The 13,456-nt window shown below is 60.3% G+C and carries 16 protein-coding genes; 6 read left to right on the top strand and 10 right to left on the bottom strand.

Annotated elements, in window-relative coordinates:
- Positions 1–116: 116 nt before the first annotated feature.
- The 8 genes from ACLK1G_RS06015 to ACLK1G_RS05980 form a co-directional block, all read right to left on the bottom strand.
- Positions 117–986, bottom strand: coding sequence for an isocitrate lyase/PEP mutase family protein (locus ACLK1G_RS06015; protein ID WP_420764595.1), 870 nt, complete (start codon positions 984–986; stop codon positions 117–119).
- Positions 987–1,169: 183 nt separating this feature from the next.
- Positions 1,170–1,355: a hypothetical protein gene (locus ACLK1G_RS06010; protein WP_420764594.1), complete on the bottom strand. Its 186-nt coding sequence runs from the start codon at positions 1,353–1,355 to the stop codon at positions 1,170–1,172.
- A 17-nt stretch (positions 1,356–1,372) separates the two neighbouring features.
- Positions 1,373–2,032 carry a transposase gene (locus tag ACLK1G_RS06005; protein WP_420764593.1) on the bottom strand — a complete coding sequence of 220 codons (660 nt, stop codon included), beginning with the start codon at positions 2,030–2,032 and terminating at the stop codon, positions 1,373–1,375.
- Positions 2,029–2,802: a hypothetical protein gene (locus ACLK1G_RS06000; RefSeq protein WP_420764592.1), complete on the bottom strand. Its 774-nt coding sequence runs from the start codon at positions 2,800–2,802 to the stop codon at positions 2,029–2,031. Before ACLK1G_RS06000 ends, ACLK1G_RS06005 begins: the two co-directional genes overlap by 4 nt.
- Positions 2,803–2,999: 197 nt before the next feature.
- Positions 3,000–4,034, bottom strand: coding sequence for an arginine N-succinyltransferase (gene astA, locus ACLK1G_RS05995; RefSeq protein WP_420764591.1), 1,035 nt, complete (start codon positions 4,032–4,034; stop codon positions 3,000–3,002).
- A 58-nt stretch (positions 4,035–4,092) separates the two neighbouring features.
- Entirely contained in the window at positions 4,093–5,109 is a 1,017-nt protein-coding gene (locus ACLK1G_RS05990; RefSeq protein ID WP_420764590.1) for an arginine N-succinyltransferase, read from the bottom strand.
- A 108-nt stretch (positions 5,110–5,217) separates the two neighbouring features.
- Complete coding sequence (locus tag ACLK1G_RS05985; RefSeq protein ID WP_420764589.1) at positions 5,218–5,970, bottom strand: N-formylglutamate amidohydrolase; 753 nt, start codon at positions 5,968–5,970, stop codon at positions 5,218–5,220.
- Positions 5,954–6,166, bottom strand: coding sequence for a hypothetical protein (locus ACLK1G_RS05980; protein ID WP_420764588.1), 213 nt, complete (start codon positions 6,164–6,166; stop codon positions 5,954–5,956). The genes ACLK1G_RS05985 and ACLK1G_RS05980 overlap by 17 nt, the downstream gene beginning before the upstream one ends.
- Positions 6,167–6,463: 297 nt before the next feature.
- Here ACLK1G_RS05980 and ACLK1G_RS05975 point away from each other — a divergent pair, with 297 nt between their 5' ends.
- Both ACLK1G_RS05975 and cobF read left to right on the top strand, forming a co-directional pair.
- Positions 6,464–7,030 carry a histidine phosphatase family protein gene (locus ACLK1G_RS05975; RefSeq protein ID WP_420764587.1) on the top strand — a complete coding sequence of 189 codons (567 nt, stop codon included), beginning with the start codon at positions 6,464–6,466 and terminating at the stop codon, positions 7,028–7,030.
- Positions 7,027–7,782, top strand: coding sequence for a precorrin-6A synthase (deacetylating) (cobF, locus tag ACLK1G_RS05970; RefSeq protein WP_420764586.1), 756 nt, complete (start codon positions 7,027–7,029; stop codon positions 7,780–7,782). Before ACLK1G_RS05975 ends, cobF begins: the two co-directional genes overlap by 4 nt.
- Positions 7,783–7,819: 37 nt before the next feature.
- Here the strand turns inward: cobF and ftrA are convergent, their stop codons facing one another.
- Positions 7,820–8,779 (bottom strand): transcriptional regulator FtrA, encoded by a 960-nt coding sequence (gene ftrA, locus ACLK1G_RS05965; RefSeq protein WP_420764585.1) that lies wholly within the window; start codon positions 8,777–8,779, stop codon positions 7,820–7,822.
- 100 nt (positions 8,780–8,879) lie between these two features.
- Between ftrA and ACLK1G_RS05960 the strand changes: the two genes are divergently transcribed.
- The 4 genes from ACLK1G_RS05960 (at position 8,880) to ACLK1G_RS05945 (ending at position 12,381) form a co-directional block, all read left to right on the top strand.
- Positions 8,880–9,314: a rhodanese-like domain-containing protein gene (locus tag ACLK1G_RS05960; RefSeq protein ID WP_420764584.1), complete on the top strand. Its 435-nt coding sequence runs from the start codon at positions 8,880–8,882 to the stop codon at positions 9,312–9,314.
- 289 nt (positions 9,315–9,603) lie between these two features.
- Positions 9,604–10,383, top strand: a complete 780-nt coding sequence (locus ACLK1G_RS05955; protein WP_420764583.1) for an ABC transporter substrate-binding protein — start codon at positions 9,604–9,606, stop codon at positions 10,381–10,383.
- Between the two features lie 104 nt (positions 10,384–10,487).
- Positions 10,488–11,600, top strand: a complete 1,113-nt coding sequence (locus tag ACLK1G_RS05950; protein WP_420764582.1) for a succinylglutamate desuccinylase/aspartoacylase family protein — start codon at positions 10,488–10,490, stop codon at positions 11,598–11,600.
- 64 nt (positions 11,601–11,664) lie between these two features.
- On the top strand, positions 11,665–12,381 hold the full coding sequence (locus ACLK1G_RS05945) for an alpha/beta hydrolase (protein ID WP_420764581.1): 717 nt from the start codon (positions 11,665–11,667) through the stop codon (positions 12,379–12,381).
- A gap of 445 nt (positions 12,382–12,826) precedes the next feature.
- Here the strand turns inward: ACLK1G_RS05945 and ACLK1G_RS05940 are convergent, their stop codons facing one another.
- Positions 12,827–13,414, bottom strand: coding sequence for a DcrB/PsbP domain-containing protein (locus ACLK1G_RS05940; RefSeq protein WP_420764580.1), 588 nt, complete (start codon positions 13,412–13,414; stop codon positions 12,827–12,829).
- Between the last annotated feature and the right edge of the window lie 42 nt (positions 13,415–13,456).

Below are 13,456 nucleotides of genomic sequence, written 5' to 3'. Positions count from 1 at the left end.
TCGCGAACAGGCTCGCTCCCACTGAGTTTGTTGGATGAACGCAGCATTGGCTTTCACCGCAAGCACCTTGGGAGCGAGCTTGCTCGCGATGGCCGTCTCCTGGACGGTGAATGAGCTTATTCCTTGACGCTCATGTATTCCTCGGCCCAACGGATGTACTCCTCGGGCTGGGTGTAGGTGTGGGTCAGTTCGGTGGCGCTCAGGTCCGAGGCCTGGGTAAAGATCTGGCGCTGTTCCCGCAGGCTGTCATAAGTGGCCTTGATCGCGGCGAAATAGGCGCCGTGGCCATCGATGGTGATCCGTACACCCAGCTCGGCCAGGCGTTTGTCGTCACGCAGCAGCGGGTTGCCGTAAGTGACCAGCATCAGCGGCACGTTCAGGTTCTCGCTGATCTTTTCCAGATGCTCGAAGTCCTGTACCCCGACCATGCAGATCCCATCGGCGCCGGCACGTTCGTATTGTTGGGTGCGGCTGATGATTTCCTGAACCGGCAGTATTCCCGCGTTGGTCCGGGCGATGATGGCCATCTCCGAATCGACGCGGGCCTCCAGGGCGGCGCGGATCTTGCCGACGCCTTCGGCCACGCTGATGAGGTCCGTGGACTTGCGGCCGAACTGGGCGGGCAGCAGGGTGTCTTCGATCGTCAGCGCGGCAATGCCGGCGCGTTCGAGCTCGATGATCGTGCGCATCACGTTCAGCGCGTTGCCGTAGCCGTGGTCAGCGTCGGCGATCACCGGCAGCTGGGCCACGCGACCGATGCGGGTAGCCTGTTCGGCAAATTCACTGAGAGTGATCAAGGCAAAATCCGGCGCGGCCAACACTTGCAATGAAGCGACCGAGCCGCCGAGGATCCCCACTTCGAATCCCAGGTCTGCGGCTATGCGCGCTGACATCGGGTCGAACACGGACGCAGTGTGGTAGCACGTGTCGGAAGCCAGCAATTGGCGGAAGTTGCGACGCAAATCTTGATGGGAAAGCCTGGACATATAAGTTCCACCAATGGAATGGAAGGGCTTGAGCAAAAGTGTCAACGCCGAAAAACCAAAGGCTATCATGCGGCAGGCACAAAGATGATGACGAATGTGCATGGGCCATGCTTTGCAGTGCACCAAAAAAGGCCACAGACCGGAAGGCCTGTAGCCTGGCGAGTGCCTACAGCTTAAACGATGTCAGGACAGGGTCGTTTCCCCCCACATCTTCTTGATCTCGTGAATGTTTCCAACGTTGAAGCGGGTCGAGAAGGGAATAGTGCAGAAGACTTCGTTCTCGTTCGTCAATTGGACAGCGGTATCCACCGCATCCGTACCGGCTCGCAGCAAAGGCGCTTGGTCCCAGTTGTTCATCAGGTTATCCATTTTTTTTCCTCTTTTGGTTATAGGGCAGCCAATGACTGCCCGGGGTTGAGCAACGACAGCGTGTCTTTGAATAACGCTGTCTCTTGTGCAGCTACGCCGGGGTAAAACGGCTTATAGTTGTCATCGAAACACCAGGCTTCGTCCGGTCTGATCGAGTGTTCAGGATGAATGAGCAGACTCAACGATGCAGACATTGACCGAGGCGCGATCTGTTTGTGGATCTCTCGAAATGCAGGCATGTATAAAACTTCGCCTGGCGCAAGTTTTACGCTTCGTTCCTTACCTAGTCTGGGCACCTTGCCCATTTGTAAGGGCAGTTCATCAAGTATTTCGCGGACAACCGTTGTATAACCATCTCCGCTATAGCCCACCGCATACATGTCGAAGTCATGATTGTGGTTCAGGTTGTAGATGAAAGTCTTGCTCTCGTCATGTGTTTCCACGGGTGCCCAGAATCCCAGGCGCAGGGTGAACTCATCGTTGCTGTGCAGTACAAAGGCATAGGCATTGTAGATATTGTTGCGGATGGCGAAACCATCTCTCTGTATTACGTCATGCAGATGGTGACTCAATAAAGAACGATTCGTCGCCAGCTGGCGCATGTCTTCAATGACATCGGCTTTGTCACGCTGCAGATCGTAAGTGTTTATGCGCTCCAGGAAAGTGTCGAGTTTCATGCGGCCTTCTCCAGTGGACGAAGCAAGCTGTCCAGGCGCGCACTTTTGTGTTTTTTCAGCAATGGAGCGTATGCCAGCGCCTTGGGCCGGTCCGCTCGGTAGAGTATCTGGAAGGCTTTCCACACCACAGCGGGATGATAGTGGTAGACCAACTCCTCCGCGACCTTGACGCCATCGAGGTCTTGGATTGTGTCGAGCAGCTCCAGGCTGACCAGATAACGAGAGGCACTTTCATCGTGGGGCAACCACGCTATCTTTTTCAACGTGACACGATCGAATACGCTGATATCGGCCGCTCTGTTTGGCAGATTGATTCGCCCTGTAAGTCTGGCTGGCTTGGGGGCGGTTTGGATGTAGTCGAATAATGTATGACGGCCGTCGATGATCAGCGGGTTTCTTTCGTCAATAACTACTCTATCGGCCTTTTCGATACGCTGTTCCATCAAAGTGTATCGCTGGACCTGGAAGGGTCGGTCAAGCGCGAACAGAATGCTGTGGCCGGGCACTGAGTACAGTGGCGATGAAGTTGAGTCGAATGTAGGTGATTTAACACTTATATTGCCTATGCTCGTCTGGTGCAGTATCACGGTTCCCGTATGCGGGTTGGTGGCGTTCATGATTGTTGCCCGCCGGAATGGCTCCCTGGCAAAGTTTGGTGCGGTGGTAAGTTGAGAAACCAGCTGTCTAGTTTCGGAGGTCATGTCCAATGATTTAATTGTTTCCGCAATGTCCGTTGGCGAAACTATCTCGGTAATTAGATTTTTGATCATGATCGTTTTCGTTGCAGTGGGTCGGCGTTGAAAAGTATGGAGTTGGACAGGGTGGGAGGCAACTTGCTAATTGTCGAGAAGTATTGCTGGGGAAATATCGAGTTGCTTTCTGGTTAAAGAGGGTTGTTATTGTTTCAATGTTACATCCTCACGTTGCGCGAGGAGTAAATGGAAAGTGCCGGGACAGGGCGGCGGATTTATGCCGCCTCGGCCTGTTCTCGCGGCCTGAGCAACGTCACGGCGCGTACCGTGTCGCCCGGTTGCACTTGCAAACGTTGGGCTGTGGCGCGGTCAACGAGCAGGCTTTGGCCATGCAGGTGGGCCCGGGCGCTGGTGACGCGGCAGCTTTCCAGGCGCCGGTTGTGGATCAGCCACACCGGCGCCTGCCCGTCCGGCGTGCCGATCGTCAAGGTCAGTGGCTGGCTGTCACGTACGCTGCGGATCTTCGAGACAGGTGCCTCGATGACCGGCCCGCCGTCAAAGATGTCCACGTATCCCTTGTGGGCGAAGCCTTCGGCACCGAGGATTTTCAAGGCGGGTTCGGTGTCCGGATGCGCTTTGCCTATCGCTGCCTGGGCCTGCTCGGTGAGTAGGCAGGTGTACAACGGTTGGCGTGGCATCAGCTCGGCGATGAAGGCCTTGTTGCCCATGCCAGCCAACTGGTCGGCGTAGCTGAAGTCCTTGTTGAAGAAGTGTCGTCCCAGGCTATCCCAGAAAGGCGAGCAGCCCTGGTCGTCCGCGGGACCGCGCAATTCTGCAATCAGCTTTTCGCCAAACAGCTGGGAAAACTCGGCCACGAACAGCAGGCGCGCCAGGGACAGCAAGCGCCCGTTATGGCCACGGCGCTGATGGGGATGAAGGAACAGCGAGCAGATTTCCGATTGACCGGTCATTTCGTTGTTGAGGAACAGCGTCGGGATCTGTCGCTGGATGCCCAATTCAGGCGCCGAGCTGACGGTCACACCCACGCGGTAGTTGTACCAGGGCTCGCGCACCCCCACCGCACCGGTCAGCGCGCTGATACCCACCACGTGCCGGTCGTCGTCCTCCAGCACGAACAGGTAGTCGGCATCGGCACGTTCCACCTGCCCGGCGAAGGTCCGTTGGGCCCAGCGCACTCGGTGCGCCAGGCGTTCTTCGTTGGCCGGCAGGCTGGTAAACCCCGGGCCGGCGCAGCGCGCCAGGTCCATCAACGCAGGCAGGTCGGTCAGGGCGACCGGGCGGACAATCATGGTGTCGCTCCTTGATCATGCCGGGCGCGATGCTGCCATAGACGGGCTCGAAGGCGTTTCATAGGCGGGCCACCCGGATCCGGTCACCCTCCGCAATGCCCAACGCTTGCAACATATCGGGCTGCAATGGGACGGGGCCTTCGCCGTTGACTTCCAGGTCGGCGACAATGGCTCGGTAATGGCCCAGGCGATCGTTGCTGACCAGGTAGCGACCCGTGGCGTCGATGTGTCGGCTCTGGCGCGCGATAGCCAAGTGACTCTGGGTGATCGAGCGGATGTTCGCGACCCGGGCGTGCAGCGTGGGGCCACCGTCGAAGATATCCACGTAGTTGTTGGTTTCGAAACCCTCGCGCTCGAGGATGTCGAAGGCTTCCTGGCCGTCCGGGTGGACCCGGCCAATGCAGGCCTGGGCCGCCGGGGGCAACATGGGGACATAGATCGGGTATTGAGGCATCAGCTCTGCGAGGAAGGTTCGGCTGCGCAAGCCGCACAGACGTTCGGCCTCGGTGTAGGGCAGGTCGAAAAAATGCTGTCCGACGGCGTCCCAGAAGGGCGACTGGCCATCCTCGCTGCTGAAACCGACGATCTCAGTGATCACCGAGTCGGCAAAGCGCCGCGGGTGGGCGCCGATGAACATCAGCCGGGCCCGGGAAAGCAACTCCGATTCCGGCGTGCGTACCCGTGCAGCGTCGATGTGGAAACCGCGCAGCAGCGTCTGACCGTTGAGGTCCTGGCAGAGCGACAGCGCGGGTACGCCGTGCTGGATGTTCAGCTCGCGGGATTCGCTGGAAAACGGCCGGTTGCGCAGGCTGTAGAATGGTTCGCCGCAACCCGTGGTGGCGACAATTTCCGAACAGCCCACGAGGCGACCTGATTCCAGCTCCTGCAAAACAAAAAAATAATTCTCCCCGCCCGGGGTGTGCACTTCGGCCTCGAAGGAGGCGCACGAGGCGAGAATTTTTTCCCGCAGGTGATCGACGTCGTCGGGAAGCGAAGTGACGCCTACCAGGCTATCGCGGGCCAGCTGTTGCAGTTGCGGCAAATCGGTCAATTGAACTGGACGTAAAGCCAGCATGGATTGCACTCCTGTTCCAAAGAACCCGCTGATAGGCACCGGGCTTGACGATCACTGTCGTTGTCCACGCGTTGTTGCTTTGCAGCTGAAAACTCTACACCGTCGTGTTTATAGCAGGGGAGCGAGGTATGCGCTCCAGGTCCTTAACGACTCGAGGCTGCGCAGTTGGTCGTTGCGCACTTCGATCAGCACCGAATCCAGGCCGCGGCCGTCGCCATGTACCGGAACCGTCATGTCGCTCAAGGGGCTGACCTTGTAGGGCTGGTTGCCGGCGACCCGCAGCGAGTGCCGGGCCAGCCCTTCGACGATGTGCTGGGCATATTCCCTGGCTTCGCCAAACAGGACGCCGGCCTCGAGTGCGCGCGGCTGGCCGTAGAACACCGGGGTGAAACTATGGATGCCCACTACCCGCACGACCCGGTTGTCAGCCAGGCGGCGGTCGATCAGGGTTCGCAGTCGGTCATGAAAAGGGTGGAACAGGCACTGCTGGCGGTATTCGCGCGTGGCGTCGTCCAGCGAGTGGTTGCCGGGGATCTGGTAGATCTCGCTTTGCGCCGGGATGCTGTCGGGGACGTGCAATGGGCGGTTCAGGTCGATCAACAGTCGCGAGTAGTTGGCCGACAGCAGGGTCGCGCCAAGGGTTTCGGACAGCCGCTCGGCCAAGGCCAGGGCACCGATGTCCCAGGCGATATGTTCCTGGGCCGCCGTCTCATCCAGCCCCAGGTCATTGAGCGCGCCTGGGATGAATCGGCTGGCGTGTTCACAGACCAGCAGCAGCGGATGGTCCGACTCTTCCCGCAGCAATCTGAAAGCAGGCTTGGTGTACAGACCTGATTCGGCGCATTCAATGGGTTCGCGCATAGTGCTCACAAGGCTCGGCAGATGGCGACGCCTGGGCCAAGGCCGGCTCCCGGGCCTTCAAGGCTGGACAAGCTTCAACCAGCGGGCTGGACACCGCTTCGAACAATGCCCGACTGCGCAGGGCATCTATGGCCTGGCTTTCCGATGGCGGCAAAACCAGGCATGGATCGCTGGTCTGGTCTCTGGAGAGAGGCATCCGTGCTCCTTGCCTGGATGGGTGTTGGGTTTTTTTCATCATTTCGAAAATAGTATTTGGGTAGCGGGTGCTACGTGTCCAGAGGTTTTTACGTTCCGTTTAAAAAGTCTGAACTTATGTGTAAGCCTTGTAGGGCAAGGCTTTGGTTGAGGTGCCTTTGTATGTCAGGTAATGCTTCTGCCGGTGTCGGACATAACGCCTTTTTGTCCAACGTTATTGGAGTTCATATAAGGTGCTGTACAACAAAGTGCGCCATTGCCCTGTCACTGATCCCCTCCAACCGCCCGAGAACCCCCCGTGCAAGCGACCCGCCTGACCTTGATGTGCCACGCCCGTACCGCCGCTCAGAAAAGCGCTCGCTTGGGCCTGGACGAACCGCTGGATGCCGGTTGGCTGGCGAAGCGCCCCGAGATCGGTCGCCAATACCACCATGTCCGGCATCTGCTCTGCGGGCCGGAACTGAGGACGCGCCAGACGGCGGCCTTGTTGGGTGACTCACCCGTGGTGACCCCGGCATTGGCCGATTGTGATTTCGGACGGTGGCGGGGGGCGTCGATCGACGAGTTGCTCGCGACCGAACCGCAGCACCTCCAGGCGTGGCGCGATGATCCGGACGCCGCACCCCACGGCGGTGAATCCGTCAGCCAATTGTGTCGGCGCGTCGGTGACTGGCTGGCGTCCCTGGAAAAGACCCCGGGTCGTTGGTTGGCCGTTACCCATCCGTTCGTGATCCGCGCCGCCATGATGAACGTGCTGGGCTGCCAACCGGCCATGTTCAACCGGATCGATATCGAACCCCTTGGCGTCGTTGACCTGCGATTCAACGGGGTTTGGCGCTTGCGAGCCTTGGAGTCACGACCATGAAAAAACTATTGGTGATCGGCATCGGTGCAGGTGATCCGGACCACTTGACGATGCAGGCGGTGAAGGCCTTGAACCAGGTGGATGTGTTTTTCCTGATGGACAAGGGACCTGCCAAGGACGGGTTGCTGGACTTGCGCCGCGAGATCTGTCGACGCTATATCGCCGACCATTCCTACCGTTTCGTCGAAGCCAGCAGTCCTGAGCGCGAGCGCGGCGATTCGGACTACGCGGGCACTGTCACGGAGCTGAATCGGGCGAAGCAGGCCATTTTCGAAGGGCTGATCGATGAGCAGTTATCGGACGGACAATGCGGCGGTTTCCTGGTGTGGGGCGACCCGTCGTTGTACGACAGCACCTTGCGTATCCTCCAGGCGATCCTTGATTCGGGACGCTGCGCTTTCGAGTTCGAAGTGATCCCTGGCATCACCAGCGTCCAGGCCCTCGCGGCGCGACATAAAGTGTCATTGAATACCATTGGCGGTTCGCTGGAGATCACCACTGGCCGGCGGTTGGCGGCGGGGCAGGTCGGCGACGCGCAGAGCGTGGTGGTGATGCTCGATGCGCAGGACGCGTATCGTCAGGTACGCGATCCGGACCTGCACATCTATTGGGGCGCCTATGTAGGGACGGCGGACGAAATCCTGGTCGCCGGCCGGCTGGGGGACGTGGCCGATGACATCGAACGCACTCGCCAGGCGGCGCGGCAGGCCAATGGCTGGATCATGGACACGTACTTGTTGCGCAGACGCTGAGCGTCGCGAGCAAACCTGGGCGAAGCTCATGCTGGGTTCATCCCCGCCCAAACCGCTCTCGGTAGACCGACGGCGCAACCCCCACCACGCTACGAAATGCCACGCGGAAACTTTCCACCGAGCGGTAGCCGCAGAGTTGGGCAATGATGTCGGTGTTGTCGCTCGTGCTCTCCAGCAGTTCCCGCGCCCGAGCCAGGCGTTCATGTTGCAGCCAGGCCTTGGGTGAAAGGCCAGAGGCCTGGGTGAAGCGGCGCAGGAAGGTTCGTTCGCTCATGGCGGCGTGGCTTGCCAGCTCGCGCACACCCAGCGGCTCGTGGAGACGTTCCCGGGCCCATTGCATGACGCCGGACAAGTCGCTGCGCGGTGTGCGACTGACCGGCGACGGAATGAATTGCGCCTGGCCGCCGGTGCGTTGCGTCGGCATGACCAGCCGGCGTGCCACGGTGTTGGCGACCTGGGCTCCGAAATCCCGCGCAACCAGGTGCAGGCACGCATCGATGCCTGCCGCGCTGCCAGCCGACGTGATCACTTGGCCTGAATCGACATAAAGCACGTCGGGATCCACATCGATGGCGGGGTAGCGCTCGGCGAGCTCGTCGGTGTAGCGCCAATGAGTCGTGGCGCCCAGGCCGTCGAGCAACCCCGTGGCGGCAAGCACGAACGCTCCTGAACAGATCGACAACAAACGGGCGCCGCGTTTATGGGCTCGCCGCAGGGCCTGGAGCAGGGCATCGGAGGGCGGACCGCTGCGAATGCGCCAGCCCGGCACGACAATCGTATGAGCGCTGTCGAGCAGTTCCATGCCGCCATCGGCCAGCACCTGGAAGCCGCCCATGGCGCGCATCGGGCCTTCGTCGACGGCGACAATGCGGTGCTCATACCACGGGAAATCGAACTCGGGCCGTGCCAGTCCGAATATCTCGACGGCGACGCCGAACTCGAACGTGCACAGGCCGTCGTAGGCAAGGATCGCGACGAGGCCGGGTGTAGGATGCATTTGGCGGAAAATTCCCACAGAGTGTCGTATCCGCCACTGTAGCGGCAAGCGCCAGGTCGATAAAGTCTCTTCGAGCCCTTTTGTTCCAGGAGTAAAAATCATGACCAGCCCCGTTAGCGAAGTGCCTGCCGCCTCATCCGACCTGGCCTTGCAACACTTCAGCCGCCGCCTGATGTTCGAAACCGACTGTTCCGATGTCCATGCCAGCCAGGAAACGGGCGATGTCGATTTTGTACTGGTGGATGTACGCGGTCCGCTGGCCTACGAGCGCGGGCATGTGCCGGGGGCGATCAATCTTCCAACCCGCACGCTCACGGCGCACGCACTGGCGGCCTATCCCGAGACGACTCTGTTCGTGGTCTATTGCGCCGGGCCACACTGCAACGGCGCCAACAAGGCTGCGGTCCGCCTGGCGACCCTCGGGTATCCGGTCAAGGAAATGATTGGCGGCGTCATGGGCTGGCTCGACGAGGGCTTTCGCCTGACCGGTTCCGTAGAGCGCGTGGCGGAGAAGATCGTCAGCTGCGATTGCTGAAATTTTCCGGCGGCTTGTTCACGTTGTGGCGAGGCAGCTTGCTCCCGCTGGGCTGCGTAGCAGTCCTGAGCGGTGCAGAACCTCGCCACCAGCGTTTGCCTCTGTCAGGCTTTTCGTAAATTCATGATCCTCAGCCAAGCCTGGGTATTTCTATAACTATTTGTCGCCTCTACGTAATTCGCCTCCCGAGTGCCCCTCTAGACTCCCGCCCACTTCGGTTTCCCAGACCGAACGCTGTTTCCGAATCTGCCAATAACGATCAAAAAAACCTGCGCACTCAGGAGCAAAAATGAAGAAGCTTGTCATGTTCGGTGCCCTGGCACTGTCCGTATTATCCTTCTCAGCCGTGGCCGAAGACGCCAAGCCGATCCGTCTCGGGATCGAGGCCGGGTATCCACCCTTTTCGATGAAAACCCCTGACGGCAAGCTGGCCGGCTTCGATGTGGATATCGGCGACGCGCTGTGCGAGCAGATGAAGGTCAAGTGTGTCTGGGTCGAGCAGGAGTTCGACGGCCTGATCCCGGCGCTGAAGGTCAAGAAAATCGACGCGGTCCTGTCGTCCATGACGATCACGGACGACCGCAAGAAAAACGTCGACTTCACCATCAAGTACTACCACACCCCGGCGCGTTTCGTGATGAAGCAAGGCACCGACGTCAAGGACCCGCTGACCGAGCTCAAGGGCAAGAAAGTCGGTGTGCTGCGCGCCAGTACCCATGACCGCTTCGCGACCGAAGTGCTGGTGCCGGCGGGGATCAACCTGGTGCGCTACACCTCCCAGCAGGAGGCTAACCTGGACATGGTTGCCGGTCGCCTCGACGCGATGCTGGCTGACTCGGTCAACCTCGACGAAGGTTTCCTGAAAACCGACGCCGGCAAAGGTTTTGCCTTCGTCGGGCCTACCTATGAAGACGCCAAGTACTTCGGCGGCGGCGCCGGCATCGCGGTGCGCAAGGGTGATAAAGAGCTTGCCGAGAAATTCAACGCTGCCATCGCTGAAATCCGCGCCAATGGCACCTACAAGAAAGTGCAGGACAAATACTTCGCCTTTGACGTCTACGGGCATTAATAGCTGAAGCCCACAGGTGGCCCGCCGCTGACCCGGCCGGCCACCTTTTTCATGGGCGATTGTTTTACCCTGAGCCTGTCGAGAAACCGATATCTGGAGTGCCTATGCAACGCATCGACCATATCCTGCCATGGAGTCACCTGGGCACGGAGCGTTCGCTCAGCGTGTTTCGTTACGGCCACGGGCCGCGCAAGGCGTACATCCAGGCGAGCCTGCATGCCGACGAGTTGCCGGGCATGCGCACGGCATGGGAGCTGAAACAGCGACTGAACGATCTTGAAGCCCGTGGTTTGCTCAAAGGCGTGATCGAGCTCGTGCCGGTGGCCAATCCCATCGGCCTGGATCAGCATCTGCAAAGCGCCCATATGGGGCGTTTCGAGCTGGGCAGCGGCAAGAATTTCAACCGTTCCTTCGTCGAACTCAGCGCCCCGGTGGCGCAACGCATCGGTGACCGTCTCGGGGATGACCCGGCCGCCAACATCACCTTGATTCGCCAGACAATGGTCGAGGTGCTGGAAGATCTGCCGCCGCCACCTTCCCAGCTTGAAGCCCTGCACCGGCTATTGCTTCGCCACGCCTGCGACGCCGATGTCACTCTGGATCTGCACTGTGATTTCGAGGCCGCGATCCACTTGTATGCCTTGCCCCAGCAATGGCCGCAGTGGCGCTCATTGGCCGCGCGGTTGAAGGCCGGGGTGGCGTTGCTGTGTGAAGATTCGGGCGGCAGTTCGTTCGATGAGTCCTGCTCGACACCCTGGTTGCGCCTGGCTAGGATTTTTCCGCAAGCGGCGATTCCGCCGGCCAACCTGGCGACGACGCTCGAACTGGGCAGCATGGGCGACACCCGGGTGGAGCAGGCCCAGGCCAATTGCGAAGCCATCCTGGGATTTCTCGCGGAACAGGGCCTCATCGCCGGTGACTGGCCGGCCGCGCCGCAAGAATGCTGCGAGGGCTTGCCGTTCGAAGGCACGCAATACCTGTTCGCGCCGCACCATGGCGTGGTGAGTTTCCTGCGGGAGGCCGGGGAGTGGGTGGAGCGCGGCGATCCGCTGTTCGAGGTGGTCGATCCGTTGAATGACCGGGTCAGCGTTGTGCCAGCGGGCACCAGCGGCGTACTGTTCGCCCTGGATCGTGGGCGCTACACCCAGCCAGGTATCTGGCAGGCGAAAGTCGCCGGGCGCGAGCCTATTCGGGCGGGCAAATTGATCAACGACTGATAAGTGCTGTCTACCTCACCGCACGGTCGTTGTCGTGCGGCTATCCAATGATGGAGGAAGACTGATGCTCAAAGCGTTCGCCCTGTTTCTGCTGCTGGTATCGGCCGGCGTGCAGGCCCAACCGTCGCTGCAAACGGATTTGCCCCTCAATTACCTGGCCCGCGCCGACGAGCAGGCCCGAAACCGGCCGCTGGTGATTTTCCTGCACGGTTCGGGCAGCAACGAAAAGGATCTGCTCAGGCTCGCCGATGAACTGCCCAGGCACTACAACTACCTCTCGGTGCGCGCGCCCAAGTCCATGGAACCGGGCCACTACCAATGGTTCGCCAAAAAGGGCGAGGGCGCGTATGACGGTGACACTTCAGACTTGAAGGCCAGTGGCCAGATGCTTATGGAATTCATCGAAAAGGCGCGGGCCAAGTACCCGACCGATGCGGGCAACGTCTACCTGGTGGGCTTCAGCCAGGGCGCGATGATGAGCTACGAAATCGCCTTGCGACACCCGGAAGCCGTCGGGGGCATCGCTGCGATGGGTGGGCGAATCCTGCCGGTGCTGCGGGCCGAACTGACGCCCGACGAGGCACGAAGGGCGCTAGCCGTGTTCATCGGCCACGGCACCGCGGATCCGATCATTCCCTTCCATGACGGCACCGACGCCGACACCTTCCTAAAGACCCTGGCCCTGGAGCCGGAATTCCATGCCTATCCGGGCCTTGGCCATGAGATCAATGCGCAGGAAGTGAAGGATCTGCGGGCCTGGCTTGAGCGACTCAACCCCTGATAGGCACATCAGCCCCCAAAAGGAGATTGTGCTGCGCTTGGGTTTTGAGTCCTCCACAAATCCAGTGTGGGAGCGACCTGCTCGCGATGGCGGTGTTTCAGTTGATGGGGATGGCGAATGTATCGCCGTCATCGCGAGCAGGCTCGCTCCCACAGGGGGTGTGCTGCGCTTGGGTTTTGAGTCATCCACAAATCCAGTGTGGGAGCGACCTGCTCGCGATGGCGGTGTTTCAGTTGATGGGGATGCTGAATGTACCGCCGTCATCGCGAGCAAGCGCGCTCCCACAGGGGGGTGTGCTGCGCTTGGGTTTTGAGTCATCCACAAATCCAGTGTGGGAGCGAGCCTGCTCGCGATGGCGGTGTTTCAGTTGATGGGGATGCTGAATGTACCGCCGTCATCGCGAGCAGGCTCGCGCCCACGGGTCAGGCATGCTGCGCCAGTGTTCTCACTTCCCGCTGGCGATCTGCTTGACCAGCGCCTCATGGCCGGCCTGGTCGCTGGCCCTGGAAATGATCTGCACCACGGCCATACGCGTGCCGGAGGCGCCGATCAGCGTGGTGTCCAACGTCGGCCCGCCACCCTGCGTGGCCTTGGTGTCGAGCTGACGCAGGCCCAGACCGGTGGTTTTCTGGACCAGGCTTTGTTCGCCAAGAATTTTGGCATCCGGCAGAGCCTTGGTTTTCTGAACGGCAAAATCGGCAAAGGTGCTGTCCAGGAAGGCCGCGTCGTTGTCCTTCACATTCGCCCCGTCGACCAAGGTGTTTTCAGCCGTGATCACCACTGTCTTGCTCGTGGCATTGCTGTACATCATACCGGTCGCCCCGGCTGTCCCCTGGGCCACTTCGCCCGCGGATAACGGCGTTGCCGTGTAGCCCTTGGGCAGGGTGAAGCTGAACTTGCCGCCCAGCATCGAAATCTTCTGGACCGGTGCCTGGGCCACGGTCTTGGGCTGGGCCGCCATGGCAGGCCATGCGGCCAGGCTGGCGACCGCCGTCAGCAGCACGGCGGCGGCTCGTTTACTCAGCAATGACATTAAAACGCTCCACGCAGGCTCGATCTAAAGCTGGATCATCCC

The organism is Pseudomonas algeriensis (assembly GCF_048847255.1).
Lineage (GTDB): Bacteria > Pseudomonadota > Gammaproteobacteria > Pseudomonadales > Pseudomonadaceae > Aquipseudomonas.
The sequence above is the reverse complement of the archived record's forward strand: the minus strand, read 5'-3'. Positions and strand labels throughout refer to the sequence as shown.

Coding starts and splice junctions, on each gene's coding strand:
- ACLK1G_RS06015 (WP_420764595.1), bottom strand. CDS start 986: ATGTCCAGGCTTTCCCATCAAGATTTGCGTCGCAACTTCCGCCAATTG.
- ACLK1G_RS06010 (WP_420764594.1), bottom strand. CDS start 1,355: ATGGATAACCTGATGAACAACTGGGACCAAGCGCCTTTGCTGCGAGCC.
- ACLK1G_RS06005 (WP_420764593.1), bottom strand. CDS start 2,032: ATGAAACTCGACACTTTCCTGGAGCGCATAAACACTTACGATCTGCAG.
- ACLK1G_RS06000 (WP_420764592.1), bottom strand. CDS start 2,802: ATGATCAAAAATCTAATTACCGAGATAGTTTCGCCAACGGACATTGCG.
- astA (WP_420764591.1), bottom strand. CDS start 4,034: ATGATTGTCCGCCCGGTCGCCCTGACCGACCTGCCTGCGTTGATGGAC.
- ACLK1G_RS05990 (WP_420764590.1), bottom strand. CDS start 5,109: ATGCTGGCTTTACGTCCAGTTCAATTGACCGATTTGCCGCAACTGCAA.
- ACLK1G_RS05985 (WP_420764589.1), bottom strand. CDS start 5,970: ATGCGCGAACCCATTGAATGCGCCGAATCAGGTCTGTACACCAAGCCT.
- ACLK1G_RS05980 (WP_420764588.1), bottom strand. CDS start 6,166: ATGCCTCTCTCCAGAGACCAGACCAGCGATCCATGCCTGGTTTTGCCG.
- cobF (WP_420764586.1), top strand. CDS start 7,027: ATGAAAAAACTATTGGTGATCGGCATCGGTGCAGGTGATCCGGACCAC.
- ftrA (WP_420764585.1), bottom strand. CDS start 8,779: ATGCATCCTACACCCGGCCTCGTCGCGATCCTTGCCTACGACGGCCTG.
- ACLK1G_RS05960 (WP_420764584.1), top strand. CDS start 8,880: ATGACCAGCCCCGTTAGCGAAGTGCCTGCCGCCTCATCCGACCTGGCC.
- ACLK1G_RS05955 (WP_420764583.1), top strand. CDS start 9,604: ATGAAGAAGCTTGTCATGTTCGGTGCCCTGGCACTGTCCGTATTATCC.
- ACLK1G_RS05950 (WP_420764582.1), top strand. CDS start 10,488: ATGCAACGCATCGACCATATCCTGCCATGGAGTCACCTGGGCACGGAG.
- ACLK1G_RS05945 (WP_420764581.1), top strand. CDS start 11,665: ATGCTCAAAGCGTTCGCCCTGTTTCTGCTGCTGGTATCGGCCGGCGTG.
- ACLK1G_RS05940 (WP_420764580.1), bottom strand. CDS start 13,414: ATGTCATTGCTGAGTAAACGAGCCGCCGCCGTGCTGCTGACGGCGGTC.